We start from the raw sequence: 24,360 nt of genomic DNA on the forward strand, positions 1-24,360 counted from the left end.
AGGAGGCGCCCCAGCGGCGCTTGTTCTTTCGAAACAATGACCTGCTCGGCCCGGTGAAGCAAGACCGGGAGCGGTCGCCATGGCGTCACAGCGTCGTGAGGCTGCACAGCGTGAGCCCCTGCTCAGCCAGTCCGTTCCTGGCCATCCCCTCGGCGACCTCTACGAGGCAGAGCACGCCGACTACCGAGGCTCCCGCGCCATGAAGGGCGCCGACCAGGTTGGAGATCGTGTGGCCACTGGTGACTTCGTCATCGACGATGAGTACCCGTCGGCCGTGCAATGGCCCGTAGACGTATACATCGGTCCGGCGGGCGTGTGGCTCCTGAAAAGCGAACTTATGCGGAAGGTCGAGGTCTACCTTCCAGGCGAGCCGGTAGGGCGTGCCGCTCACCAAAGCGACCGCCAAGGCCGGCACGATCCCTCCGGCATCCAGGCCGAGTATGACGTCATGTGGTCCGTATGCGTGGTGTGCCCGCCAGCAGTGCCACAGCGCCGAGCCCACGTCGAGAAGATGTTCGGGAGGCACGTCGCCCCCAATACCGTCGAGAGCGTGGACAATGCGCACTCGCCGCATGGTCTCCGAATCTCCAAGACGGCGAACCCGGCGTGCCGGATAGGTCGATAGCGGCGTCATCGCCACGGACGGCTCCTTAGGCAGTGGTGATTTGCGAGGTGAACTTGACGGCTCCAGCCAAGGTGTCGTGGTAGCGCAGGATCCTGTCGGCAGCGTCGAGGATGCGATCGGCCAACTGGGCGTTGACCCGCCAATTGCCGGCCGCCATCTCGGTCAGACCTGGCAACACGACACGTGCACGAGGGTGAGCGACGCTGAACTGGTGGATCACGTCGTCGCTGTCGTCAGCGTTGATCTCATCAGCGCGCAGCAGGATCTTCATGACCAGGACGACGTGCTTGTACATGGACCGAACGTCCAGTCGAGTGGCCGCGACCAGGCGGCGCAGGGTCATGACAACCAACGGCAATTCTTCTCGGGACGCTCTGTCGTCCATCGCGGCACCGTGATCGGGCAGGCTGAAACCACGCCGGAGGTGCAGAATCCCCCGCCCGTCGCGGATCGCGAGTCGCAGTGCATGGATGACTCGCGGCGGAATTTGACCGGTCACTACCTCGCGGCTCGTGAACAAGCTGATGCCAAGCTTGACATCCGCAGGGCCGGGCATTCGCGTGATATGCCGCCTAATCCATGTAACGGGCAGTGTGTCTCGAATGACTAGCAGATCGATGTCGCTCCAACCAGGCTTCCAGTGTTCCCGCATCGTGCTACCGGTGGCGATGACCGCTGCTACCTCAGAGTCGGTCAGGTTCGCGGTAGCTTGACGGACCCATGATTGGACTACTGAATTATCGTCTCCATCGCTGACTACGTCCGGGTCGTAGACCTCAGGCTCGGCGGCCATGCTTTTGATGGCGAGCTTTAGTGCCGCGAGGCTGTAGTTATTGTCGATTATGAAGTCTGCGATATTGGCGATCCGATGTGCGCCGCGTTCAGCCTTCTCTCGGTCGCGGTCGCCGATGTCCTGGATGGATCGATCCTGCCTGATCTGAGGGTCGGCTTCGACAAATACCGTGCGACACGCGGCACCAAAAATATTCTTCAGGTGAAGCGTCGCTTCGTATCGATGTGCACTCTCCACACTGACCATGTCTGCTTTATTCGCGTGACAGAACCGGATAATTTCCTCTGCCAATGCCTGGGCTTGTGTTTGTTCGCCCCATTCGGTGTACGGGTCGGTGATGCCGGCGCGTGTGGCTGTGACGTCCAGTAGGTAGCCAATTTTCAATCGAGTTGTGGCATGCTCTGCCTTCAGTAATTCCCCAACGGTGCTCTTCCCGGATTCCGACATGCCGGCCAGTACCCAGAGTCGCTGCGGTTTATTCGCGGGAAACTGCTCAACTGAAACGTTGCAGTGGGCGAGACGCTGTCGAATTTCGTCTTGGATGGAAAGGATTGAACGATCGCCGCGGTCGACGATGAAGGAATACTCCCCCTGGCGTGCTTGGATGTTAAGGATACGTGCGAGGTTTCGCTGATAGTCTGCATACCAAGGAGAGCTTGGCGCCCCTTCGCGTGCCAGGGCTAGCGCGGCCTCTTCAAGCGGGTCGCTGGCATGTCGTAGCAGGACGTGCAACTCGAGCCTCTGAGCTTGCCTGGTATCAGGTAGCAACTCGACGACCCGATGCAAAGCCGACTCCGGGGAGAGTCGCTCCTTCACAGCTGCTGTAGCGGCGCACACGGCAATGAGCATCGGGTGACCGCGGTCCTCGAGTGCCAGCGTTCCGCTCGCTGTACGACGCGCCGTGTGACTTTCGAAGATTAGCCGAACATGCTCGGGCGTACTACTGTCCAGAAACCACCATCGAGCGAAATCACCTTCGGCTACCGTCTTCCACTCAGGGTTCCAGCGGTCGACCGTCCCAACATTGGTGGCCGCAGGAATCGCACGAGCGAGCCACCTCAAGTGTGTAGTCTTTCCTACGTTGTCCGCACCGTTGAGTGAGACGGTAAGCTCACCGTCGCTCATGATGACGTCCCATAGCTCTTAAGCAGCTTCCACCGCGGAACGCGTCTTCGTCCGTGGCGCAAATCACGGACCAGACAGTCATACGCCTCAGCTAGCTCTACCAGCTGCTTCAGCGCCTGGCGCGCAACCACATGGTCTGGAAATTGTTGATCCCCGCTGAGACGTCGGGAGCGTACCCAGGCGATACCCAGCCGGTCCACTACCGAGCCGAACGTCTCCGTGTGCAGCGGCGCATCCGGCACAGAAATGAATGATTTTTCGAACCATTGATTGATTTCCTCAATCATGGTGGCGCGCCTGGCGTTCATCGCATCGATCGCTTGCTTGGACGCCGCGACAGCCGTGATATCTGCCTTCGGCGTTCGACACATGTCCTCTGCGATCCACTGCTCGATATGCTGGTGAGCGAGCCGGCTAGCTAGGTGAAGGATCCCATCTCCTTGGAGATATCCCTCTTTCTCGAAGGAAGCTATGAGGTCTGCGGCCAGCGGCAGCCCAACGCGATCTACTCCAAGCTGACGTGCCATGGTCCCCTATCCCGCAGAAGATCCGACGGTTGTCTTAGGAGACTCCATTGAAAATTTGGTTTCTACTAGTGAGAGCTCTTCACTGCCACGTGAGAGACGCACACACCATCTAGCTAACCAGCCGCCGGATCGCCTGTGGATTCCTAAACCGCTGGAGCTGGTTCCCGAGCTGAGGGAACTGACGGGGGCGCTGTTCAAGATCACCGGCAACGATTCGGTTCCCAGGCCACGATCGGCCTGATCTAGCTTCGCGCCGGCCAGATCGTAGGCAACACCTACCTGACCGTTCTGCACACCGGCACCCTGCGCAGAGCATGGGAGTCGGAGGAGCGGATCACCGCGGTGGCGTCCTGGCGGGAAGCGCCGTACTTCACCGAGGCCGAGCGCGTGGCGCTGGTGGAGGCCGTGCTCCAGGCGTCGACACACGGCGAGCGGGTCACCGACGAGTTGTACGCCGAGGCGGCCGAGCACTACGACGCCAAGGCGCTGGCCACGCTGGCACTGGCGATCGGCCAGGTCAATTTCTACGTTCCGCTGGCGGTCATCGGCAAGCCGCTGCCCGGCAAGTCGCCCGCCGAGCAGTGGACGCCGATCTCCGCCGCCTGACACTTCGATGACCAGGTTCAGGGGTGCGACTGCGCGTTGCCCCCTGAACCTGGTCCCCGAGGTCCAACGGCCCTCGCGTGAGCAGCCGCTATTTGATCTGGGCGGCCGCCCACTCGGCCCACTCGCGGCGCATGGCGTTGAACCGCAGGCCGTACTCCAGGGCGATCCGGCCGTAGACGGAGAGATCGTCGTCGTCCCAGTCGATGGACTCGTCCAGCCGGCGCAGGTCCTGCTCGCCCTGCTCCGACAGCTCGATCAGTTCGGTGAGATAGCCCCGCGCCTGCTCGGGCGTCAGCACCCCGAGAAAGAACACCCGCAGGAGAATGTCGCTGCGGGTGTTGCGCTGTGGCTTGGTCTCGGTGAGCCAGCGCCGCAGCTCGACCAGCCCCTCGTCGGTGAGGGTGTACTCCTTGCGGCCGCGCGGACCCTCCGCCGCCACGCTGATCATCCCGGTATCGGCGAGCTTGGACAGCTCCGCGTACATCTGGCTCTGGGTGGCGGGCCAGACGTTGGCCAGCGAGGTGTCGAAGCGCTTGAGCAGGTCGTAACCGCTGGCCGGGTGCTCGGCCAGGAGCCCCAGGAGGGCGTGTCGAAGGCTCATGCCCAGCACTCTACCTTCCATTGTTGACATGTCGTCGCCGGACATTATAGTTTCGACATGTCAGAATAGGAATGTCGAAGCGAGTGGAGTCTCACCGATGTCGTACGTGCGCACCTTCCTCCCGTGGATCATCTTCGCGGTGCTGCCGTCCAGCCAGCGGCAGTGGGCCGCGCTGGCCGGCCTGGTCGTGGCGGTGGCGGTGATCGCCCAGCAGCGCAGGGCCGGGGCCGGCTTCGACGCACTGATCATCGAGCTGGGTTCGGCGGCCTTCTTCGCCGCCCTGGCCGTGATCGCCTTCGCCGATCCGCACTCGGGTGTGCACGACTACTCGGCGGCCCTGTCCTCGGCCACCCTGGCGGTCATCGCCGGGGTCTCGCTGCTCATCGGCAAGCCGTTCACGTTGGGCATCGCCAAGCGCACCACGCCCCGCGAGGTCTGGGGGCTGGGGCCGTTCATCCGGACCAATGTCATCATCACCGCCGTGTGGACCGCGGCCTTCGCCGTGACGGCCGCCGTGCTCGCGGTCATCGCCCACGCCGGGAACGCCCACTCGACGCCGGCCATGCTCATCCAGATCGCCGGGTTCGTCGTCCCGATGGTGTTCACCATCCGCTACGTCGCCGCCGTGCAGGCCAGGGCCGGTGCCCGATGACCGCCCTCGGAATCTCGTCGGTTACCACGCCCCGGTGAGGGTTTTTCATCGCAGCACCGATGAGTTGTCGCGCCGGGTGTCGTTACATGGTTCGGAACGTCGGTGACCGACCGACCCGATCCGAGAGGCCGCACCATGGAGATGAAACTCGAACTCATCGTCGTCCCCGTCGCCGACGTCGATCGCGCCAAGGCCTTCTATGCCGAGAAGGCCGGTTTCACGGTGGACGTCGACTTCAGCGCCGGTGAGGACTTCCGGGTCGTCCAGCTGACGCCGCCCGGTTCGGCGTGCTCGGTCGCGCTGATGAAGAACAAGGAGACGGCCGGCTCGCTGCAGGGCCTGCACCTGGTGGTGACCGACATCGACGCCGCGCGCGCCGAGCTCGCCGGGCGGGGTCTGGAGGTCGGCGACGTCTTCCACTTCGGCGCCGGGGGCCAGGCGCCGGGCCACGACCCCGAGCGCCGCGACTACGGCTCGTTCGCCTCCTTCAGCGATCCCGACGGCAACGGCTGGCTGCTTCAGGAGGTCCGGCGCGACGGAAGCGCGGCATGACCGCCTCCGAGGTCGCGCGCACGACGGGCCGGGCCGGCGAGATCGCGGCCGCCGTTGCGGGCGACGAACCGGCGTTCGCAGCCCTGACCGAGCGGCATCGGCGCGAACTGCACGTCCACTGTTACCGGATGCTGGCCTCCTTCGACGAGGCGGAGGACGCCGTGCAGGAGACGTTCCTGCGGGCGTGGCGGGGCCGGGACGGGTTCGACGGAAGCCTGTTGTTCCGCGCCTGGCTGTACCGGATCGCGACCAACGTCTGCCTCGACCAACTCCGGCGCACGTCGCGTCGTACGGTGGCACACTCCTTCGCCGAGGTGCCGTGGCTGCAGCCGTACCCGGACGGTCTGCTCGACGAGGCCGCACCCGCCGACGAGGGTCCGGACGCGGTCGTCGTCGAGAGGGAGACGATCGAGTTGGCGTTCGTCGCGGCGCTGCAGGCGCTGCCGCCGAAACAGCGCGCGGCGTTCATCGCGCGCGACGTGCTCGGAAGGTCGGCCGCGGAGACGGCGGGGCTGCTGGACACGAGCGTCGCGGCGGCCAACAGCGCGGTGCAGCGGGCACGGACCACCATGCAGCAGCGGCTGCCGGCGCGCCGCGCCGACTGGTCCACCGGGGAGCTGAGCGCTGCGGAACGCACGTTGCTCGACCGGTTCATCGACGCGCACGAGCGGTGTGACGCCTCGGCCGCCGTCGCGATCGCGGCCGAGGATCTGCGCATCACGATGCCGCCGTACCCCGCCTGCTACGAGGGCCTGGCGGCGTTCGCGCCGCTGCTCGAGCGGGCGTTCGGGGAGGATCGTGACGGCGACTGGCGGCTGGTCCCGACGTCGGCCAACCGGATGCCGACCGCAGCCAGCTACCTGCGCCGACCGGGCGACTCGGAGTTCCGGGCGTTCAAGTTCGACGTCCTGCGCGTCGAGGACGGCCGGATCAAGGAGATCACGACGTTCGGCCCGGCGCTCTTCCCGGCGTTCGGCCTTCCGCCGACGCTCTGACGGCGACGGGTGCCCCCGGCCATCGGCCGGGAGGCACCGTGCGGGCGCGGATCAGATTCCCTCGAGCCTTCGCGGGGACCGGCGGAGGTAGACCGCCCAGGTCACCGCGGAGCAGAGGGCGTAGTACGCGATGAAGGCGACGTAGGCGCCGTTGCCCGTCTTGTACGTCAGGAACGACTCCCGGAAGGCCAGATTGACCAGGACGCCGCCGAACGCGCCGATCGCGCCGGCGACGCCGATGAGGGCGCTGGACAGCCGCCGGGCCTCGTCCGGCGTCGGGGCCTTGGCGCGGAAGATGGCGGGGATCATCTTGTAGGTCGAACCGTTCCCGATGCCGCTGAAGACGAACAGCAGCACGAACCCGGTGATGAACAGCGGCAGCGACTTCTCGACGGAGGCGATCAGGACGATCGAGGCGCCGATCGCCATCGCCACGAAGTTCCAGAAGGTGACCTTGGCACCGCCGAGCCGGTCCGCCGCCCAGCCGCCGACGGGCCGGATCAGCGACCCCAGCAGCGGGCCGAGGAACGTCAGGTACGCCGCCTTGATCGGCGTGTCGAAGTCGGCCTTGAACTGCACCTGCAGCACCTGGCCGAAGGCGAAGCCGAACCCGATGAACGACCCGAACGTCCCGATGTACAGCAGCGACATGATCCAGCTGTGCGGATCCTTGATGACCTCGCGCATGGCCCGCTTGTCGTTGCGCATCCCGGTGAGGTTGTCCATCCACAGTGCGGCGCCGAGCGCGGCCAGCACGATGAGGGGAACGTAGATGCCGGCCACCAGCCGCGGGTGCTCCTTGCCCGCCGTCGCCAGCACCGCGAGGCCGACCAGTTGGACGACGGCCACGCCGATGTTGCCGCCTCCGGCGTTGATGCCGAGCGCCCAGCCCTTGAGGCGCTGCGGGTAGAAGGCGTTGATGTTGGCCATCGAGGAGGCGAAGTTGCCGCCGCCGACACCGGCCACCGCCGCGAGGATGAGCAGGGTGCCGAAGGACACGCCCGGCTTGACCAGGATCGCGACCGACACCGCGGGGACCAGCAGCAGCGCCGCGCTGAACATCGTCCAGTTGCGTCCGCCGAACCTGGCCACCGCGAAGGTGTACGGCAGGCGCAGGACCGCGCCCAGGGCCGTCGGGACCGTCGTCAGCAGGAACTTCCCGGCGGGGTCGATGTGGTACTCCGGGCCGAGGAACAGCACCAGCACGGACCACAGGCTCCACACGGAGAACCCGATGTGCTCGGAGAAGATGGACAGGACGAGGTTGCGCCGCGCGACCTTCGCCCCGGCCTCCTCCCAGAAGTCGTGCTCTTCCGGTCGCCAGTCCGCGATCCACCGGCGCCCGGCCGTGCCGGTGCCGGGAAGGCGTTCTTCGATGGTGGTCATTCGGTTCCTCCTGGCTGGGGTGCTGCGCCGAAGCTAGGAGGCGCCGGTTTCCTCGGTGTGTGTCGCGTAATGCGGCAGTGATAACTTCCCTGCACCCGTTGCGGGGCGTGCTGTGAGGACATGTTCATCGCACCGCAGGTCAGAGGCCCCGGTGATGTGCTTGTTGCGGGCCGGTAACACGCGGGACCTCGCGGCGAAACGCCTGAACCGCACGATCGACGCATGTCGCCCACGCCTACCCACTGCCCGTACTGCGCGCTGCAGTGCGGCATGCTCGTCGGCCCCGGCACGATCGCGCCGCGCGATGACATCCCGGCGAACGGCGGTGGAGGCGATGTTTCCGGGGGTGGGGCACTCTGCCAGAAGGGATGGACCGCGGGGGAGCTGCTGGCCACCCCGGACCGGTTGACCGTCCCGCTCATGCGGGCGCACCGGGACGCGCCCCTCCAACCGGTGACCTGGGACGCCGCGCTGGACCGGATCGCGGGCGAGATCCGCCGGATCCAGCGCGCGTACGGGAACGAGGCCGTCGCGGTGTTCGGCGGCGGCGGCCTGACCAATGAGAAGGCCTACCAGCTCGGCAAGTTCGCCCGGGTGGCGCTGCGCACCCCGAACATCGACTACAACGGCCGCTTCTGCATGTCCTCGGCGGCCGCCGCGCAGAACCGCGCGTTCGGCATGGACCGGGGACTGCCCGTGCCGATCACCGACATCGCCGCCGCCGACACGATCCTGCTGGCCGGCGGCAACGTCGCCGAGACGATGCCGCCGTTCGTCCGGCACCTCACCGCGCAGCGCGAACGCGGCGGCAGGCTGATCGTCATCGACCCGCGAGAGACTCCGACCGCCCGCCGCGCCGACCTGCACCTGCAGGTCACGCCGGGGACGGACCTGGCGCTGGCCAACGGGCTGCTGCATCTGGCGATCACGGAGGGCCTGATCGACAAGGCCTACCTCGACGAGCGCACCACCGGGTTCGGGGCGATCCGCACCGTCATCAACGGGTACTGGCCCGAGCGCGTCGAGCGGATCACCGGCGTGCCGGTGCCGAAGATGCGCGAGGCCGTGCGCCTGCTCGGTGACGCGGCGAACGCGCTGATCCTGACCGCGCGCGGCGCCGAACAGCACGCCACGGGGACCGACACGGTCACCGCCTTCATCAACCTGGCGCTGGCGCTGGGCCTGCCGGGACGTCCCGGTTCCGGGTTCGGCTGCCTGACCGGGCAGGGCAACGGGCAGGGCGGCCGGGAGCACGGACAGAAGGCCGACCAGCTGCCCGGCTACCGGAAGATCGACGATCCGGCGGCGCGCGAGCACGTCGCCCGCGTCTGGGGGATCGACGCCGGCGACCTGCCGGGGCCGGGGCTGTCGGCCACCGAGCTTCTGAACGCCCTCGGCATGCCCGGCGGGCCCCGTGCCCTGCTGATCTTCGGCTCCAACCCGGTGGTGTCCGCGCCGGACGCCGCCACGATCGAGGAACGCCTCGCGGCACTCGACCTTCTCGTGGTGGCCGACTTCGTGCCCTCCGAGACCGCCGCGCGCGCCGACGTGGTGCTGCCGACGGCGCAGTGGGCGGAGGAGACCGGCACGATCACCAACCTGGAGGGCCGCGTGCTGCTGCGCCGCGCGGCCGTGCCGAGGCCGCCGCAGGTGCGCGGCGACCTGGAGATCCTGGCCGGGCTCGCCGGGCGGCTGGAGGCGCCCGGCCGGTTCAGCGCAGAACCGGCGGAGGTGTTCGACGAGCTGCGGGCCGCCAGCGCCGGCGGGCTCGCCGACTACTCCGGGATCACGTACGAGCGGATCGTCGCCGAGACCGGGGTCTTCTGGCCATGCCCGGGTGAGGGCCACCCCGGGACACCGCGCGTCTTCCTCGATCGGTTCGCCACGCCGGACGGCCGCGCCCGGGTCGTTCCCGTCGAGCACCGGGGCCCCGCCGAGGACATCGACGCCGACTATCCGATCTACCTCACGACCGGGCGCGTGCTCGCCCACTACCAGAGCGGCGCGCAGACCCGGCGGGTACGGGCGCTGCTGGACGCGTCCCCCGAGGCGTTCGTGGAGATCCATCCCGACCTGGCCGAGCGGCTGGAGATCGAGGAGGGGAGTGACGTGCGCGTCACGAGCCGGCGGGGCGGCGCCGTCGCCAAGGCGCGGTTCAGTACGGCGATCCGGCACGACACCGTGTTCATGCCGTTCCACTGGGCCGGGGCCGCGCGCGCCAACCTGCTCACCAACCCGGCCCTCGATCCGACATCCCGGATGCCGGAGTTCAAGGTCTGCGCCGTCCGACTGGAGAAATCGTGAATGAGAAGTGGCCCAAGAGCCTCGTGGTCGTCGGCAACGGGATGGCAGGCTCGCGGCTCGTCTCCGAGCTGCGGGCCCGTGACCGTGAGATGCGGATCACCGTGTTCGGCGCCGAGGCCGCGCAGCCGTACAACCGGGTCCTGCTGTCGAACGTCCTGGCCGGGATCACCGCGCCCGGCGACATCGGCCTGACCGATCCGGGCTGGTACGCCGCGAACGACGTCGACGCACGCCTCGGGGCGGAGGTCGTCGCGATCGACCGGGAGCACAGGACGGTGACCTCCGCAGACGGGAGGGCCACGCCGTACGACACGCTCGTGCTCGCCACCGGCAGCGCGCCGGTCGTGCCGCCGCTTCCCGGGCTGGACGCCGAGGGCGTCGTCGCGTTCCGCACGCTCGACGACTGCCGGTCCATCATGGACCTCGCGGACGGCGCCGAGTCGGCGGTCGTGGTCGGAGGCGGGCTGCTCGGCCTGGAGGCGGCCCGCGGGCTGGCCGGGCGGGGGCTGCGGGTCACCGTCATCCACCTCGCGGGGCACCTGATGGAGCGGCAGCTGGACGCCGAGGCCGGCGGCGTGCTGCAACGGACCATCGGGGACCTCGGGGTCCGTACGCTCGTCGGCGCGCGGCTGACCGGAGCACGAGCCGAGAACGGGCGTGTCACCGGGGTCGAGCTCGACGACGGCACGGTGCTGCCCGCCGACCTGGTGGTGCTGGCCTGCGGCATCCGCCCTCAGACGGGACTCGCGCGCGCCGCGGGCCTCACCGTGGACCGCGGCGTCGTCGTCGACGACCGGCTCCGCTCGGTCGACGACCCCGACGTCCACGCGATCGGGGAGTGCGCCCAGCATCAGGGCACCGTGTACGGGCTGGTCGCGCCCGCGTGGGAGCAGGCCAGGATCCTCGCCGACCTACTCACCGGCGGCGACTCCCGGTACGAGGGCTCGCGGCAGGTCACCCGGCTGAAGGCGGCCGGGATCGAGCTGGCCGCGATGGGGGAGACCGCGCTCGGCGACGACGAGGCGGAGGTGGTCCGCTTCGCCGACCCGACCCGCGGCACGTACAAGAAGGTCGTCATCAGGGACGACCGGCTGATCGGCGCGATCCTGATCGGCGAGACCACCACGGCGGGGCTGCTGACCCAGCTGTACGACCGCGCGGCGCCGGTGCCGTCCGACCGCCTGGGGCTGCTGTTCCACGGGCTGAGCCCGGCCACCCCCGCCGAGACGCCCGTCCGGATCCCGGACGCCGCGACGGTCTGCGCGTGCAACAACGTCAGCAAGGGGCGGATCCGCGCCTGCTGGGAGGCGGGCGCGCGCGACGTCGCCGACGTCGCCGCCGAGACCCGTGCCACCACGGGCTGCGGCGGCTGCCGCGACACGGTCGAGGGCATCCTCGAGTGGCTCGGCACCCAGGAGGTGACGTCTCCCCCCAGGTCAGGCCGTACGTGAGCGCCTTGTAGCACAGCGGTAACAAGCGGGACGCAGACGCGAAACGCCTGATCGTCAAGATCGAGGTCAAGCGGCGTCGGGGAGGACTGAATCGGATGACTGGCCGTCTTGTCGTCGTGGGGCATGGCCCGGCGGCGCATCGCCTCGTCGACGCGCTGCGGGAGCGGGACTCCGCCGACCGGTGGCAGATCACGGTGGTGGGGGAGGAGACCCGCACGGCGTACGACCGGGTGGCGTTGACGTCCTACCTCACCGAGGGCGCCGACCTCGGCTACCCCGCCCACGACGAGAGCGTGACCGTACGGACCGGGGAGCGGGTCACCGCGATCGACCGGGCCGCGCGCACGGTCACCACGGACGCGGGGGAGGCCCTGCCGTACGACGCGCTGGTGCTGGCCACCGGGTCGGTGCCGTTCGTGCCCCCGGTGCCCGGCGCCGAGCACGCCTTCGTCTACCGGACCATCGAGGACCTGGACGCGCTCCGGGTCGCGGCCGGGAGCGGCGACCTTACTATGTCAAGGCCGCGGGCCGGTGTGGTGGTCGGCGGGGGACTGCTCGGCCTGGAGGCCGCCCGCGCGCTGCAGGGACTCGACATGGACACCCACGTCGTCGAGGTGGCGCCCTGGCTGATGCCGCGCCAGCTCGACGAGGGCGGCGGCGCCATGCTGCGGCGCCACATCGAGGCCCTGGGCATGTCCGTGCACACCGGGGTCGGCCTAGAGCGGGTCGAGCCCGGGGCCGTGCGGCTCGCCGGGGACGTCGTGCTGGACGCCGACGTCGTCGTCTTCTCCGCGGGTATCCGCCCGCGCGACGACCTCGCCCGTGCGGCCGGCCTCGCGGTCGGGCAGCGCGGCGGCATCGTCGTCGACGACACCTGCCGCACCGACGACCCCCACGTCTTCGCCATCGGCGAGTGCGCCCTGATCGGCGGAATGGTGTACGGCCTGGTCGGGCCGTGCTTCACCATGGCCGAGGTGGTCGCGGACCGGCTGCTGGACGGAGAGGCGCGGTTCACCGGCGCGGACCTGTCGACCCAGCTGAAACTGATGGGCGTCGACGTCGCCAGCTTCGGCGACCCGTCCGCCGACGCCCTCGACGTCATCTACACCGACCCGGTCGCCGGGATCTACAAGCGCCTCGTCGTCAGCGACGACGCGCAGACCCTCCTCGGCGGCGTGCTGGTCGGCGACGCCTCGTCCTACCCGACCCTCCGCGCGTACGTCGGCGCGAAACTGCCCGGCACCCCCGAGCAGGCGCTGTTCGGGGGCACCGAGGCGGCGGGCGCCGCGCTGCCCGAGTCGACGATCATCTGCAGCTGCAACAACGTGACCGCCGGGACCATCCGCTGTGCGATCGCCGAGGACGAGCTCACCGACGTCCCCGCCGTGAAGGCCTGCACCAAGGCCGGCACGGGCTGCGGCAGCTGCGTGCCGCTGGTGAAGAAGATTTTCGACGCGGAGCTGACCGCCGCGGGCATCGAGGTCAGCAAGGCCCTGTGTGAGCACTTCGACCACAGTCGCGCGGAGCTGTTCGACATCATCCGGGTGCGCGGCGTCACGACCTTCTCCCAGCTCATCACCGAGCACGGGCGCGGCCGGGGCTGCGACATCTGCAAGCCGGCGGTCGCCTCGATCCTGGCGAGCCTCGGCAACGGGCACATTCTCGACGGCGAGCAGGCCGGCCTGCAGGACACCAACGACCGGTTCCTCGCCAACATGCAGAAGAACGGCACCTACTCGGTGGTGCCGCGCATCCCCGGCGGCGAGATCACGCCGGAGAGGCTCATCGTCATCGGCGAGGTCGCGCAGGAGTTCGGGCTCTACACCAAGATCACCGGCGGCCAGCGGATCGACCTGTTCGGGGCTCGTGTCGAGCAGCTGCCGCAGATCTGGAAGAGGCTGATCGACGCCGGGTTCGAGTCCGGGCACGCGTACGGCAAGGCCCTGCGCACGGTCAAGTCCTGCGTCGGCTCGACCTGGTGCCGCTACGGCGTCCAGGACTCGGTGGGCCTGGCCATCCGTCTCGAACTGCGCTACCGGGGCCTGCGTGCCCCGCACAAGATCAAATCGGCGGTGTCGGGGTGCGCGCGGGAGTGCGCGGAGGCCCAGAGCAAGGACTTCGGCATCATCGCCACCGAGAAGGGCTGGAATCTCTACGTCGCCGGAAACGGCGGGATGCGACCGCGCCACGCGGACCTGTTCGCCGGCGACCTGGACGAGGAGACGCTGGTCCGCTACATCGACCGGTTCCTGATGTTCTACATCCGCACCGCCGACCGGCTGCAGCGCACCGCGTCCTGGCTGGAGAGCCTTGACGGCGGCCTCGACTACCTGCGCGAAGTGGTCATCGAGGACAGCCTCGGCATCTGCGACGAGCTGGACGCCGCGATGGAGCGGCACGTGGCGGGCTACTCCGACGAGTGGCGCGCGATCCTCGACGACCCCGAGAAGATGCGCCGCTTCGTCTCCTTCGTCAACGCGCCCGAGACGCCCGACCCGAGCATCGCCTTCGAACCCGAGCGGGACCAGATCAAACCGGTGACGGTGGAGGTGACCCCGTGACCGAGACGGGGGCACCCCGTGAGATCGCCCCGGCCGGTGCCAAGCGGCCGGGCCGGCGGACTGAATGGAGCACACGATGACCGAGATCTGTGAGGCGCCGGCGCCTGCGGGCACCGGCACGCTGACCGCGACACGCTGGACCCCGGTGTGCGACTACGACGACCTGCAGCCGGAACGCGGCGTGTGCGCGCTGGTCGACGGCCGTCAGGTCGCGATCTTCCGCACCTACGACGGTGATCTGTACGCGCTGTCCAGCCATGACCCGTTCAGCGGGGCGAACGTCCTGGCGTGGGGGATCGTCGGCAGCCGGGGCGGGATGCCGACCGTGGCCTCCCCGATGTACAAGCAGGTGTTCGACCTCACCACGGGCCGCTGCCTGGACGATCCGACGGTGTCCGTGCCGACCTTCCGAATACGGCGCATCGGGGGCCGCGTGGAGGTGGCCGCGTCGTGAAGGACGAGCCACTGGCCGGATTCACCGTGGGCGTCACGGCGGCACGGCGTCATGAGGAGCTGTCGGCGCTGCTGGAGCGCAAGGGCGCCCGTGTCGTGTACGCCCCCGCGATCCGGCTGGTGCCGCTCGCCGACGACGCCGAACTGCTGGAGGCGACCCGCGAGATCCTGGCGGACCCGGTCGACGATGTGATCGTCACGACCGGCATCGGGTTCCGCGCGTGGCTGGAGACCGCGGACGGCTGGGGTCTGCGCGACGACCTGATCAAGCGTCTGGGCGACGTGCGCATCCTGGCGCGGGGGCCGAAGGCCCGCGGCGCCGTGCGGGCCGCCGGGATGGCCGAGGCGTGGTCGCCGGAATCGGAGAACTGCGAGGAGGTCCTGCGCCATCTGCTGGCGGAGGATCTCCGGGGCCGGCGGATCGCCGTCCAGCTGTACGGCGAGCCGACGCCGCAGCTGACCGGCACGCTGCGGCGCGCGGGCGCCGACGTGGTGGAGATCCCGGTGTACCGCTGGGCCCGCACGGACGACCCGACGCCGCTGCGCCGGCTGGTCGGGCAGGCCGTGGCCGGCACGGTCGACGCGATCACCTTCACCAGCGCGCCGGCGGTGTCCGCCACCCTGGCCGTCGCCGCCGAGGACAACCTCGAGGACCTGTTGCTGGAGGCGCTGCGCACCCAGGTGGTCGCCGCGTGCGTCGGACCGGTGACCGCCGCGCCGCTGGAGGAGCGGGGCGTGGTGACGGTCCGCCCCGAGCGGGCCCGCCTCGGCGCGCTGGTCCGGGCGCTCGCCGCCGAGCTTCCCGTCCTCCGGTCGAGCCGGATCGCCGTGGGCGGTCAGGTCCTGGAGCTGCGCGGCCACGCCGTGGTCATCGATGGGCAGCTGCGACCGATCGCGCCGGCGCCGATGGCGATTCTCCGGGCCCTCGCGCGCCGCCCCGGGCACGTGGTCTCGCGTGCCGAACTGTGCACCGTGCTGCCCAGCCGGACCCTGCCCGGCGGAGCGAGCCAGGGGCGCCCGCACCCGGACGAGCACGCCGTGGAGATGGCCGTGGCGCGGCTGCGCCGTGGCCTGGGGCGGAACGGCCTCGTCGAGACCGTGGTCAAACGCGGCTACCGGCTGGCCTGCGACCCCGTCCGCACCGAACCGGTCCCGCTCAGCGGCGCACCGGAGGCGGTGTGACGCTGAGCGGGACCGGAACTGACGGAGGTCGTCCGCGGGCTGCGCGCCCAGGGCGCACGCCGGATCGCGGTCGCGTCGTACCGGCTGGCGCCGGGCCACTTCCACGATCGCCTGGCGGCCGCCGGCGCCGACGTGGTCGCGCCTCCTCTGGGCGTGCACGACGCGCTGGCGCGGGTCATCCTCCGCCGCTACGACGAGGCGGTCACGGCCGCCGTCGCCGGGGAGACGAGCCGGGACCGTCGGGCGGTGAGCCGCGCAGGATGACGTGCGGCGGCCGCCCCAGGTCGAGGAACATCTTCACGTCGTCATAGCGCTCGTCGCCGACCTCGATGACGTTGGGCAGGCGGCCCCATTCGCGGAAGCCGAGGCGCTCGTAGAGCTCGATGGCACCGTGGTTGTTGCCCCGCGCTCCGAGGGTCAGCACCTCGATGCCGTTCGTGCGGGCGTGATCGATGAGGGCCTCCAGGACGCGCCGGCCCAGCCCGAGTCCGCGGGCCGTGGGGTGCGCCATGACCTTCTGCAGCTCCGCCTGATGGCGGAAGACGTCGGTGGCGCCGCGACGCCACAGGCCGCCGGCGGCCACCTCGCCGTCGAGGAGGGCGAGCGCCAGGGCGGCGTCGCCGGCCCGGGCCCGGTCGAGCACCTCGTTCAGCCACCGATCGGTCTCCGCCCGGTCGGGCGGGGTCAGCCAGCCGACGGCCCCGCCGAGCTCGACGACGGAGTGGATCAGCCGGTGCACGCCGGCGCGCAGACGCTCGTCGGCCGCGGCCGGCCAGTGGATCTCGATCTGGGTGCTCACGGTCGGTCATTCTCCCGCGTGCCCCCGGATCTCTCTGTGGCGGGGACCGGCCCCCGGCACGACGAAGGCCCGCCGGGAGCGGGTGCTCCCGGCGGGCCTTCGTGTGGTCGGCTCGGTCGGCTCAGCTGGCGAAGTCGAGCAGCGGCTGGGCATTGCTCGGGTGCCGCAGCTTGGACAGCGACTCCTTCTCGAGCTGGCGGATCCGCTCACGGGTCAGCCCGAGGTGCTTGCCGATCTCGTCCAGCGTCCGCGGCGTGCCGTCGTACAGCCCGAACCGCATCGCCATGATCTTCTCCTCGCGCGGGGAGAGCACGGACAGCGCGCGGCGCAGCTGGTCGGCCATCAGCTGCCGGTCGACCAGCTCGGATGCCTCCGGGCTGTCGGTGTCCTCGATGAGGTCGCCGATGCGCGTCTCGCCGTCCTCGCCGATCGTCGAGTCGAGGCTGATCGGCTGGCGGCTGGTCCGCAGTAGCTCCTGGACCTGGGCGGGGCTCTTGTCGAGCTCCACGGCCAGCTCCTCCGGAGTGGGCTCGCGGCCGAGACGCTGGTGCATGTCCCGCTCGATGCGGCTGAGCTTGCTCAGCATCTCCAGGACGTGGACGGGCAGCCGGATGGTCCGTGCCGAGTCGGCGAAGCCACGCTGTATGGCCTGCCGGATCCACCACATCGCGTACGTGGAGAACTTGTAGCCCTTGGTGTAGTCGAACTTCTCCACCGCGCGGATCAGGCCGAGGTTGCCCTCCTGCACCACGTCGAGCAGTGACAGGCCGCGATCGGCGTACTTTTTCGCCACCGAGACCACGAGCCGCAGGTTCGCCTCGAGCATGTGGGACTTGGCCCGGCGTCCGTCCTCGGCGACGAGCTCGAGGCCCTCGCGGTCGCTCGCGGACAGCTCGGTCTCGGTCTCCAGCTTGTGCTCGGCGTACAGGCCGGCCTCGATGCGCTTGGCGAGCTCGACCTCCTGCGCCGCAGTGAGCAGCTGCCGGCGGCCGATCGCCTTGAGGTAGGTGTGCACCGAGTCGCCCATGACCGAGGACTGGTCGTCCAGGTCGGTCGGGGCGTCCATTTCGAAGTCGTCGGACTCCGGCTCGGTGACGGGGGCGTCCACCACGTCGGCGGACTCGGCCGGGGTCTCCTCGGCGGGTGCCTCGGGCTCGGCCGAGGTCGCCGTGGTCTTGTTTCCGGCGGCCTTCGTCCTGGCGCCGGTGGTCTTCGCCGGGCTCTTGGCGCGAGAGGGCTTGGCCTTCTTGACAGTGGCCGTACCCTTCTTGGTGGACGTGGCCTCGGCCTGGTCCTCACTGGCCAGCCGGACTCCGGCGTCGGTCAGCTCGCGAATGATGGAGCGGCCCTGGGTGGGGGTGATACCGGCTTCCTGGAAGGCGTTCCGCACCTCGTCCAGCGAGAGGTGCCCCAGAGAACGGCCACGGTCGAGAAGCTCCTCGAGGGGCGTAGGCCCTGCGGACATGGTCGCAGTAGCGTTTCGCGGCATGAGGACACCTCCCTCCCTTCATGTCCTAGCGGTACGAGACGTATTGTCTGCCTTGCGTCGTGCTCTATCCTGAAACGCGCGGTTGCGTCCGGGTTGTTCCCGCAGAGCGAAAACTTTCACGCGGGCACGGACAGACGGACCGTAAAGTCCTGGTCTTCCGCAACCCCATAGGCTATCAGCCCACCGTCCGACCTGCGCAGCAGCGGGTCCGACAGGTCCTCCCCGGGTGTGACGAACACCACCCGGCCGCGAGCGGCTTCATTCCTCGGCTCCCACGTCAGGGACGGGTCCGGATCGTCGCGGCAACCGAGGTGCAGGTGGTCGCCGTCCCCCGGGTGCCGCAGGTCCAGTGGTCGATGACCACGAGGCCCGCCGTCCCCTCCGCCGGGGTGTCGGGGTCGTTGTACTTCTCGAAGATCCGCATCGCCTCGACGCACGTCGTCCGCCCGCGCACGACCTGAACCCTCGCGTGCCTCCCGGTCACGGTGGTGACCTGCCCGCACTCCGTCCCGGCCCGGGCCGGCTTCGGCTTGCCGGTGGGGGAGGGCGTCGGAGTCGGGATCACCAGGGACTGGCTCGGCCGCGCCTGCGGATGGTGCTCACTCGAGCAACCCGCGACGGCGATCAACAGCAACAGGATGAATGCAGGGCGTACCACCACGACCACGGATTCTTTCAGAGTCGCGGGCCCGTGGTGTCGCGGAGTCGTACGTCGGGGGCTCCTTCGCCCGATCAGGCTTCCACCGCGAGGCCGGGGAAGAGTTGACAGAAAATTCCACAATCTTCTGACAATCTAGGTCTTTATCGGCACGGCGTGAGCAATGATCATGACGAGTGTCCGTCTCCCTCGCATCCTCGCAAGGAGGCTCCGTGCACACCCGCCAACGCCCCCGCTCCTCCTGGCCGCCCCGGCTCGCCGTCACGCTCGCGGCCACCGCGTCCCTGGCCGGCGTGGTCGGCATCACCCCCGCCGACGCGTCGGTCTACGGCTCCTGCACGATCTCGCGGTGCGCCGACGCGCGCTCCGCCGACGCGACCTGGGCCTCCAAGGGCTATCCCACGACCAGCGGCTGGTACTCCTGGCCGGACGGAAAGTACAACTACACCGGCGGACAGTTCTACAACCGCGAGGGCGAACTGCCCAGCGGCGCCACCTACTACGAGTACGACGTGTACTCCCGGGCGAAGGGCGCCTCGCGCGACGCCTACCGGATCGTCGTCAACCGCAGCAGCGGCGTGACCTGGTTCTCGCCGAACCACTACACCGACTTCTACCAGCTGTAGCCCTGCCGGAATCCCCTGCGGATCACGCCTGGCGCAGACGCTCCAGGTCGGGTTTGCCGGAGGGGAGCAGCGGCAGCTCCTCGACGAGTTCGAGCTGACGTGGTGCGGCGTACGCGGGGAGCTCCGCGCGAACCCAGGCGCGGAGCTCCTCGAGGTCGGGCGGGTCGTCGCCGGGGACCACCACGGCCGTCACGCGTTCGCCCCACTCGGGGTCGCCGCGACCGACCACGGCGACGTCCCGTACGGCGTGATGGCGGGCCAGCACCGCCGCGACCTCGCCCGCCACGACCTTCTCGCCGCCGGTGACGATGACGTCGTCGGCCCGGCCCCGCACGCGCAGCCGCCCGTCCTCGATCGCGCCGAGATCCTGGGTGACGAACCACGCGCCGTCGCGTACGGCGGCGGTCGTCTCCGGCCGCAGCCGGTAGCCGGTGAACAGCACCGGGCCGGCCAGCCGGATGCGCCCGTCGGCGCCGATGTCGACGGACACGCCGTCGAGGGGGGTGCCGTCGTAGACGCAGCCGCCGCACGTCTCGCTCATGCCGTACGTCGTGAAGATCCGGCCGCCGCGCGAGCGCGCCGTCTCCACCAGATCGGGCGACGCAGCCGCCCCGCCGAGCAGGATCGAACGGAAGGCGCGCAGGTCGACGTCCGCGTCGATGAGCCGGCGCAGCTGGGTGGGCACCACCGAGATGTGTGCCGCGCCGGATCCGGCGACCCGCGCGACGTCGAAGCGCGGATGGATCACCGGGTCCGTGGCGGCGACCAGGGATCGTACGAGCACCTGGACACCGGCGATGTGACTGGTCGGCAGGCAGCACAGCCAGCGTTCGCCCGGCCGGGCGGTCACCCGCGACAGGGTCGCCGAGGCGGAGTGCCGGAGTGCGGTCGCCGACAACTCGACGGCCTTCGGGGTCCCGGTCGACCCGGACGTGGCGATCAGCAGCGCCGTGTCGTCGGCCACCGCGGGGCCCGGCGCGCACCCGGCGCCGCAGTCGTACCGGTGTCGCCCGTCGGCGGTCTCCACCCAGGAGGGGCGCAGCGCGTCGAGCAGCCTGCCCAGGGCGGGGGCGGGCAGCTCGGGGGAGATGGGGCAGATCGCCGGGCCGCTGCCGTCGAGGGCCGCCTCGAGGCGGCGAAGCAGCGGGGGACCGGGCGGCAGGACTACGGCGTGCAGGTTTCGGCTCATGACGTCGATCAGGTTAGTCCAGATCGGGCGACCGACCGTTGAGAGTTAAATTACTATGTAAAGGCGCCGGGCATGACGCCGCCCTCGGCCACGGGCCGGGAACCGGATGCGAGACCACCTCACCGACCCGATTGAATAGAGCGGGCACCCGCATGCAGCGGGCCGCCGACGGGCTGGAAGGGAACACCGCATGGTCTCCGAGCTGTTCGACCCGGACGCGTGGAAGGCGGTCGAGGGCTTCGACTTCACCGACATCACCTATCACCGAGCGGTCGACCAGGGCACGGTGCGCATCGCGTTCGACCGGCCCGAGGTCCGCAACGCGTTCCGGCCGCGGACCGTCGACGAGCTCTACCGCGCGCTCGACCACGCCCGGATGTCCAGCGACGTGGGATGCGTGCTGCTGACCGGCAACGGCCCGTCCCCGAAGGACGGCGGGTGGGCGTTCTGCTCGGGCGGTGACCAGCGGATCCGGGGCCGGGACGGCTACCGGTACGCCGAAGGCGAGACGGCCGACACCATCGACCCCGCGCGCGCCGGCCGGCTGCACATCCTGGAGGTGCAGCGACTGATCCGGTTCATGCCCAAGGTGGTCATCTGCGTCGTCCCCGGCTGGGCGGCCGGCGGTGGGCACAGCCTGCACGTCGTCGCGGACCTGACGCTCGCCGGCCGCGAGCACGCGCGGTTCAAGCAGACCGACGCGGACGTCGCCAGCTTCGACGGGGGCTTCGGCTCGGCGTACCTCGCCCGGCAGGTGGGGCAGAAGTTCGCCCGGGAGATCTTCTTCCTGGGCGAGACGTACAACGCCGAGGCGGCGCACCGCATGGGCATGGTCAACGCCGTCGTGCCGCACGCCGACCTCGAGCGGACGGCGCTGGAGTGGGCGCGGAAGGTCAACGGCAAGAGCCCGACGGCGCAGCGGATGCTGAAGTACTCCTTCAACCTCATCGACGACGGTCTCGTCGGCCAGCAGGTCTTCGCCGGTGAGGCGACCCGCCTGGCGTACATGACCGACGAGGCAGCCGAGGGCCGCGATTCCTTCCTGGAGAAGCGCGCACCGGACTGGTCCCGTTTCCCCTGGTACTACTGACCATCCGGTGCACGAGCGGGGGACATGCGGCCCTAAGGTAAGGCGGGAAAGAGCGTCTCCGGACAGGGGGTCAGCGTTGCGCGTGTTCGCCATCCCGATGCGCACACGGTTTCGCGGGGTGACACGGCGAGAGGGGATGCTGGTGCGGGGCCCGGCCGGATGGGGGGAGTTCTCCCCTTTTCCGGAGTACGGCCCGAAGGAGTGCGCCCGCTGGCTCGCCGCGGCCCGTGAGGCGGCGCATGACGGATGGCCCGCGCCGCTGCGGTCCCGCATCCCGGTCAATGTCACCGTCCCGGCGGTCGACGCCGAGACGGCCCACCGCATCACCCGCGTGTCCGGCTGCCGCACCGCCAAGGTGAAGGTCGCCGAGCCCGGCCAGAGCGAGGCGGACGATCTGGCGCGGGTCGAGGCGGTCCGTGACGCGCTCGGGCCCGGCGGGAAGGTCCGGGTGGACGCGAACGGCGCCTGGGACCCCGACACCGCCGTCCGCAGGCTGACGCTCCTGGGCGAGCTGGAGTACGCCGAGCAGCCCTGCGCGACGCTGGACGAGCTGGCCCTCGTACGCCGCCGGGTGGACACGCCGATCGCCGCCGACGAGTCGATCCGGCGCGCCGAGGACCCGTTGCGGGTCCGCGCGGCCGAGGCCGCCGACATCGTCGTGCTCAAGGTGCAGCCCCTGGGCGGGGTGCGCGCCGCGCTGCGGGTGGCCGAGGCGTGCGGGCTGCCGGTGGTGGTCTCGAGCGCGGTGGAGACCTCGGTGGGGCTCGCGGCGGGGGCGGCGCTGGCCGCCGCGCTGCCCGAATTGCCCTACGCGTGCGGGCTCGGGACCCTGTCGCTCCTGGAGGGCGACGTCACGTCCGACCCGCTGACGGTGACCGACGGCGCGATCGACGTACGCCGCCCCGAGGTCGCCGAGGACGCTTTGCGCCGGTACGAGATCGACGACGCCGCGTGGCGACGGCGGGCGGTCCAGGCGCAGGAGGAGCTGGGTGGAGCGCCGCTGGTGACGGACGCGGGGGCGGTGCGATGAACCCGGCGACCGCGCTGGCGACCGTGCTGGTCGACGAGCTGACGCGCTGCGGCCTGACCGACGTGGTGCTGGCACCCGGCTCGCGGTCGGCGCCGCTGGCCCTCGCGCTGTACCAGCAGTCGAAGATCCGGCTGCACGTGCGGTTCGACGAGCGGTCGGCGTCGTTCCTGGCGCTCGGCCTCGCCAAGCGCAGCGGCCGCCCGGTGGCGGTGGTGTGCACGTCGGGGACGGCCGCCGCGAACTTCCACCCGGCCGTGGTGGAGGCCCACGAGGCCGGGGTGCCGCTGCTGGTGCTGACCGCCGACCGGCCGCCGGAGCTGCGCTACACGGGCGCGAACCAGACCATCGACCAGGTGAAGTTGTACGGCTCGGCCGTGCGCTGGAGCTGTGAGGTCGGCACGCCGGAGGAGCGCCCCGGCATGGTGGCGTACTGGCGGTCGCTGGCCAGCCGCGCCTGGCATGTTGCGCTGGAGCCCGACCCGGGGCCGGTCCACCTGAACCTCGCGTTCCGCGAGCCGTTGATCCCCGACGGAGACGAGGACTGGTGCGAGCCGCTGGAGGGCGACGTCACCGGCCCCTGGACCAAGGTGCGGGCGGCGACGCCGGGTTCGGTGCTGCACGTGCCCCCGACCCGGCGTGGGGTCCTCGTGGTGGGCGACGGCGCCGTGAACGTCAAGCGTTACGTCGCGGCGGCGTCGATGGCGGGCTGGCCGGTGCTGGCCGAGCCGAACGGCAACGCCCGCTACGGCGACCACGCCCTGTCGGCGCACCATTTCCTGCTGGGCGTTCCGGAGTTCGTCGACCGGCACCACCCGGACGTCGTGGTGACGCTGGGCAAGCCGGGGCTGTCCCGGCCGCTGCTGTCGTTCCTGCGCCGCGCCGAGCAGCACGTCGTCGTCTCACCGTCGCTGGCGCGCTGGCCGGACCCGGTCCGGTCGGCCACGCAGGTGGCGCAGGAGGCGGAGATCCCCGTCGTGTCGGGCGACGACTCGTGGCTGAAGTCGTGGCGGACGGCGGACCTCATCGCGCGCAACGCGGTGGACTCGGTCCTGGACGCCACGGACGACCTGACCGAGCCCAGGCTCGCACGGGACCTCGTCGCGACGATCCCGGGCGGTTCGCTGCTCCTGGCCGCGGCGAGCATGCCGATCCGCGACCTGGACCAGACGATGCATCCGCGCCGGGGCATCCGCATCCTCGCCAACCGGGGGGCGAGCGGCATCGACGGGCTGGTGTCGACGGCGATGGGGGCGGCGCTGGCGCACGGCAACCGCTCCTACGCCCTGCTGGGCGACCTCGCCTTCCTCCACGACCAGAACGGCCTGATCCTCGGCCCGGAGGATCTCCGTCCCGACCTGGCCCTCATCGTGATCAACAACGCCGGCGGCGGGATCTTCTCGCTGCTGCCGCAGGCGGGGTTCCCCGAGCCGTTCGAGCGGGTGTTCGCCACGCCGCACCAGGTCGACATCGGCTCGATCGCGGCGGCGCACGGCATTCCGTACGCCCGGCTGGAGTCCCTGAGCGACCTGCCGAAGGTCGTGGCCAAGGAGGGCCTGCGGATCGTGGAGGCGCGGACCGACCGGGTGGCGAACGCCGAGTTCCACGCCCGGATACGGGAGGCGGCGCAGGACGCGATCCGGGCGCTCCTCGGCGTCTGAGCGGACCG

Annotated in this window: 23 protein-coding genes; 14 read left to right on the plus strand and 9 right to left on the minus strand. The window is 70.1% G+C overall.

The features are described 5' to 3' along the window. Positions 1–85: 85 nt before the first annotated feature. From NE236_RS02160 to NE236_RS02170, 3 genes are read right to left on the minus strand one after another with little or no spacing between them, the layout of a single operon-like run. A complete protein-coding gene (locus NE236_RS02160) occupies positions 86–634 on the minus strand; it encodes a phosphoribosyltransferase (protein WP_252840515.1) in 549 nt (182 codons plus the stop codon). 16 nt (positions 635–650) lie between these two features. Further along, positions 651–2,543 carry a hypothetical protein gene (locus NE236_RS02165; RefSeq protein ID WP_252840051.1) on the minus strand — a complete coding sequence of 631 codons (1,893 nt, stop codon included), beginning with the start codon at positions 2,541–2,543 and terminating at the stop codon, positions 651–653. Next, entirely contained in the window at positions 2,540–3,070 is a 531-nt protein-coding gene (locus NE236_RS02170; protein ID WP_252840052.1) for a DUF4254 domain-containing protein, read from the minus strand. The genes NE236_RS02165 and NE236_RS02170 overlap by 4 nt, the downstream gene beginning before the upstream one ends. A gap of 342 nt (positions 3,071–3,412) precedes the next feature. Between NE236_RS02170 and NE236_RS02175 the strand changes: the two genes are divergently transcribed. Next, positions 3,413–3,676 (plus strand): carboxymuconolactone decarboxylase family protein, encoded by a 264-nt coding sequence (locus tag NE236_RS02175; RefSeq protein WP_252840053.1) that lies wholly within the window; start codon positions 3,413–3,415, stop codon positions 3,674–3,676. Positions 3,677–3,764: 88 nt separating this feature from the next. On the opposite strand, the gene NE236_RS02180 is transcribed toward NE236_RS02175, so the two are convergent. Continuing rightward, complete coding sequence (locus NE236_RS02180) at positions 3,765–4,277, minus strand: PadR family transcriptional regulator (RefSeq protein WP_252840054.1); 513 nt, start codon at positions 4,275–4,277, stop codon at positions 3,765–3,767. Between the two features lie 97 nt (positions 4,278–4,374). Here NE236_RS02180 and NE236_RS02185 point away from each other — a divergent pair, with 97 nt between their 5' ends. The 3 genes from NE236_RS02185 (at position 4,375) to NE236_RS02195 (ending at position 6,476) form a co-directional block, all read left to right on the plus strand. After that, positions 4,375–4,929: a hypothetical protein gene (locus tag NE236_RS02185; protein WP_252840055.1), complete on the plus strand. Its 555-nt coding sequence runs from the start codon at positions 4,375–4,377 to the stop codon at positions 4,927–4,929. Between the two features lie 141 nt (positions 4,930–5,070). Then, entirely contained in the window at positions 5,071–5,481 is a 411-nt protein-coding gene (locus NE236_RS02190) for a VOC family protein (RefSeq protein WP_252840056.1), read from the plus strand. Further along, on the plus strand, positions 5,478–6,476 hold the full coding sequence (locus NE236_RS02195; RefSeq protein WP_252840057.1) for an RNA polymerase subunit sigma-70: 999 nt from the start codon (positions 5,478–5,480) through the stop codon (positions 6,474–6,476). Before NE236_RS02190 ends, NE236_RS02195 begins: the two co-directional genes overlap by 4 nt. A 51-nt stretch (positions 6,477–6,527) precedes the next feature. On the opposite strand, the gene NE236_RS02200 is transcribed toward NE236_RS02195, so the two are convergent. Further along, complete coding sequence (locus tag NE236_RS02200) at positions 6,528–7,862, minus strand: nitrate/nitrite transporter (RefSeq protein WP_252840058.1); 1,335 nt, start codon at positions 7,860–7,862, stop codon at positions 6,528–6,530. A gap of 222 nt (positions 7,863–8,084) precedes the next feature. On the opposite strand from NE236_RS02200, the gene NE236_RS02205 reads away from it, so the two are divergent. From NE236_RS02205 to NE236_RS45520, 6 genes are all read left to right on the plus strand, one after another. Further along, positions 8,085–10,166 carry a molybdopterin oxidoreductase family protein gene (locus tag NE236_RS02205; RefSeq protein ID WP_252840059.1) on the plus strand — a complete coding sequence of 694 codons (2,082 nt, stop codon included), beginning with the start codon at positions 8,085–8,087 and terminating at the stop codon, positions 10,164–10,166. Continuing rightward, complete coding sequence (locus tag NE236_RS02210; RefSeq protein ID WP_252840060.1) at positions 10,163–11,617, plus strand: FAD-dependent oxidoreductase; 1,455 nt, start codon at positions 10,163–10,165, stop codon at positions 11,615–11,617. Before NE236_RS02205 ends, NE236_RS02210 begins: the two co-directional genes overlap by 4 nt. 95 nt (positions 11,618–11,712) lie before the next feature. After that, a complete protein-coding gene (gene nirB, locus NE236_RS02215; protein WP_252840061.1) occupies positions 11,713–14,178 on the plus strand; it encodes a nitrite reductase large subunit NirB in 2,466 nt (821 codons plus the stop codon). Between the two features lie 76 nt (positions 14,179–14,254). Next, positions 14,255–14,632 carry a nitrite reductase small subunit NirD gene (gene nirD, locus NE236_RS02220; protein WP_252840062.1) on the plus strand — a complete coding sequence of 126 codons (378 nt, stop codon included), beginning with the start codon at positions 14,255–14,257 and terminating at the stop codon, positions 14,630–14,632. Then, positions 14,629–15,813: a uroporphyrinogen-III synthase gene (locus NE236_RS02225; protein WP_252840063.1), complete on the plus strand. Its 1,185-nt coding sequence runs from the start codon at positions 14,629–14,631 to the stop codon at positions 15,811–15,813. Before nirD ends, NE236_RS02225 begins: the two co-directional genes overlap by 4 nt. Positions 15,814–15,831: 18 nt before the next feature. After that, a complete protein-coding gene (locus tag NE236_RS45520) occupies positions 15,832–16,077 on the plus strand; it encodes a hypothetical protein (protein WP_504915073.1) in 246 nt (81 codons plus the stop codon). Here the strand turns inward: NE236_RS45520 and NE236_RS02230 are convergent. The 3 genes from NE236_RS02230 to NE236_RS02240 all read right to left on the minus strand — a co-directional run bounded on the left by NE236_RS02230 (position 16,016) and on the right by NE236_RS02240 (position 18,762). Beyond that, the gene (locus NE236_RS02230) at positions 16,016–16,612 is read right to left on the minus strand and encodes a GNAT family N-acetyltransferase (protein ID WP_252840064.1); all 597 of its coding nucleotides are present in this window, start codon (positions 16,610–16,612) and stop codon (positions 16,016–16,018) included. The genes NE236_RS45520 and NE236_RS02230 overlap by 62 nt on opposite strands. 121 nt (positions 16,613–16,733) lie before the next feature. After that, on the minus strand, positions 16,734–18,101 hold the full coding sequence (locus NE236_RS02235; protein WP_252840065.1) for an RNA polymerase sigma factor: 1,368 nt from the start codon (positions 18,099–18,101) through the stop codon (positions 16,734–16,736). A gap of 277 nt (positions 18,102–18,378) precedes the next feature. After that, a complete protein-coding gene (locus tag NE236_RS02240) occupies positions 18,379–18,762 on the minus strand; it encodes a hypothetical protein (RefSeq protein WP_252840066.1) in 384 nt (127 codons plus the stop codon). Between the two features lie 209 nt (positions 18,763–18,971). Between NE236_RS02240 and NE236_RS02245 the strand changes: the two genes are divergently transcribed. After that, positions 18,972–19,385 carry a ribonuclease domain-containing protein gene (locus NE236_RS02245; RefSeq protein WP_252840067.1) on the plus strand — a complete coding sequence of 138 codons (414 nt, stop codon included), beginning with the start codon at positions 18,972–18,974 and terminating at the stop codon, positions 19,383–19,385. A gap of 22 nt (positions 19,386–19,407) precedes the next feature. On the opposite strand, the gene NE236_RS02250 is transcribed toward NE236_RS02245, so the two are convergent. Then, complete coding sequence (locus tag NE236_RS02250; protein WP_252840068.1) at positions 19,408–20,574, minus strand: AMP-binding protein; 1,167 nt, start codon at positions 20,572–20,574, stop codon at positions 19,408–19,410. Between the two features lie 190 nt (positions 20,575–20,764). Here NE236_RS02250 and NE236_RS02255 point away from each other — a divergent pair, with 190 nt between their 5' ends. From NE236_RS02255 to menD, 3 genes are all read left to right on the plus strand, one after another. Next, a complete protein-coding gene (locus NE236_RS02255; RefSeq protein ID WP_252840069.1) occupies positions 20,765–21,664 on the plus strand; it encodes a 1,4-dihydroxy-2-naphthoyl-CoA synthase in 900 nt (299 codons plus the stop codon). A 97-nt stretch (positions 21,665–21,761) separates the two neighbouring features. Next, on the plus strand, positions 21,762–22,694 hold the full coding sequence (locus tag NE236_RS02260; protein ID WP_252840070.1) for an o-succinylbenzoate synthase: 933 nt from the start codon (positions 21,762–21,764) through the stop codon (positions 22,692–22,694). Beyond that, on the plus strand, positions 22,691–24,352 hold the full coding sequence (gene menD / locus NE236_RS02265) for a 2-succinyl-5-enolpyruvyl-6-hydroxy-3-cyclohexene-1-carboxylic-acid synthase (protein WP_252840071.1): 1,662 nt from the start codon (positions 22,691–22,693) through the stop codon (positions 24,350–24,352). The genes NE236_RS02260 and menD overlap by 4 nt, the downstream gene beginning before the upstream one ends. Positions 24,353–24,360: the final 8 nt, after the last annotated feature.

The organism is Actinoallomurus purpureus (genome assembly GCF_024055795.1).
In the GTDB taxonomy this organism is placed as follows: Bacteria; Actinomycetota; Actinomycetes; order Streptosporangiales; family Streptosporangiaceae; genus Actinoallomurus; species Actinoallomurus purpureus.

What these genes read in the sequence shown, in the direction of transcription:
- NE236_RS02165 (WP_252840051.1), bottom strand. Translation starts at nt 2,543, where the DNA reads ATGAGCGACGGTGAGCTTACCGTCTCACTCAACGGTGCGGACAACGTA.
- NE236_RS02205 (WP_252840059.1), top strand. Translation starts at nt 8,085, where the DNA reads ATGTCGCCCACGCCTACCCACTGCCCGTACTGCGCGCTGCAGTGCGGC.
- NE236_RS02250 (WP_252840068.1), bottom strand. Translation starts at nt 20,574, where the DNA reads ATGAGCCGAAACCTGCACGCCGTAGTCCTGCCGCCCGGTCCCCCGCTG.
- NE236_RS02200 (WP_252840058.1), bottom strand. Translation starts at nt 7,862, where the DNA reads ATGACCACCATCGAAGAACGCCTTCCCGGCACCGGCACGGCCGGGCGC.
- NE236_RS02190 (WP_252840056.1), top strand. Translation starts at nt 5,071, where the DNA reads ATGAAACTCGAACTCATCGTCGTCCCCGTCGCCGACGTCGATCGCGCC.
- NE236_RS02255 (WP_252840069.1), top strand. Translation starts at nt 20,765, where the DNA reads ATGGTCTCCGAGCTGTTCGACCCGGACGCGTGGAAGGCGGTCGAGGGC.
- nirD (WP_252840062.1), top strand. Translation starts at nt 14,255, where the DNA reads ATGACCGAGATCTGTGAGGCGCCGGCGCCTGCGGGCACCGGCACGCTG.
- NE236_RS02235 (WP_252840065.1), bottom strand. Translation starts at nt 18,101, where the DNA reads ATGCCGCGAAACGCTACTGCGACCATGTCCGCAGGGCCTACGCCCCTC.
- NE236_RS02195 (WP_252840057.1), top strand. Translation starts at nt 5,478, where the DNA reads ATGACCGCCTCCGAGGTCGCGCGCACGACGGGCCGGGCCGGCGAGATC.
- nirB (WP_252840061.1), top strand. Translation starts at nt 11,713, where the DNA reads ATGACTGGCCGTCTTGTCGTCGTGGGGCATGGCCCGGCGGCGCATCGC.
- menD (WP_252840071.1), top strand. Translation starts at nt 22,691, where the DNA reads ATGAACCCGGCGACCGCGCTGGCGACCGTGCTGGTCGACGAGCTGACG.
- NE236_RS02170 (WP_252840052.1), bottom strand. Translation starts at nt 3,070, where the DNA reads ATGGCACGTCAGCTTGGAGTAGATCGCGTTGGGCTGCCGCTGGCCGCA.
- NE236_RS02180 (WP_252840054.1), bottom strand. Translation starts at nt 4,277, where the DNA reads ATGAGCCTTCGACACGCCCTCCTGGGGCTCCTGGCCGAGCACCCGGCC.
- NE236_RS02260 (WP_252840070.1), top strand. Translation starts at nt 21,762, where the DNA reads ATGCGCACACGGTTTCGCGGGGTGACACGGCGAGAGGGGATGCTGGTG.
- NE236_RS02160 (WP_252840515.1), bottom strand. Translation starts at nt 634, where the DNA reads ATGACGCCGCTATCGACCTATCCGGCACGCCGGGTTCGCCGTCTTGGA.
- NE236_RS02185 (WP_252840055.1), top strand. Translation starts at nt 4,375, where the DNA reads ATGTCGTACGTGCGCACCTTCCTCCCGTGGATCATCTTCGCGGTGCTG.